This window comes from Streptomyces sp. AC627_RSS907, from assembly GCF_019049165.1.
On sequence record NZ_JAGMUE010001492.1, the window covers coordinates 1 to 664 of the forward strand.

1 protein-coding gene is annotated in these 664 nt (G+C 73.9%); it reads left to right on the forward strand.

The window, feature by feature from the left end:
- Positions 1-10: 10 nt before the first annotated feature.
- The coding region (locus KUM32_RS42625; RefSeq protein WP_217146932.1) for a glycosyltransferase at positions 11-664 on the forward strand (654 nt) is incomplete at its 3' end.

Here is a 664-nt window from a genome sequence, read left to right on the forward strand (position 1 = left end):
GCCACGCGCGGTGAGTCAGTACGCACCTCGGCAAGGCTCCCGGTCGCCGCTTCCGAAGCCGCGCAGTGGCCTGCTGAGCAGGGCGGCGGCCCGGCGTCCCCGGACGTTCGGGCGCTCGGTGCCACGCCGGATAGCGATGCTCAGCGTCCACACCTCGCCGCTGCACCAGCCGGGCACCGGCGACGCGGGCGGCATGAACGTGTACATCGTCGAGCTGGCCAGGCGGCTCGCGGCCATCGACATCGAGGTGGAGATCTTCACCCGCGCCACCACCGGCGCCCTGCCGCCCACCGTGGAACTGGCCCCCGGCGTCCTCGTCCGGCACGTGGACGCGGGCCCGTACGAGGGGCTGGCCAAGGAGGACCTGCCCGCGCAGCTCTGCGCCTTCACGCACGGCGTCATGCAGGTCTGGGCCGGCCACCGCCCGGGCCACTACGACCTCGTCCACTCCCACTACTGGCTCTCCGGCCACGTCGGCTGGCTCGCCGCCCAGCGCTGGGGCACCCCGCTCGTGCACGCGATGCACACCATGGCCAAGGTCAAGAACGCCGCGCTCGCCGCCGGCGACACCCCCGAACCCGCCGCCCGCGTCATCGGCGAGACGCAGATCGTCCGGGCCGCCGACCGGCTCATCGCCAACACCGCCGAGGAGGCGGGCGAACTC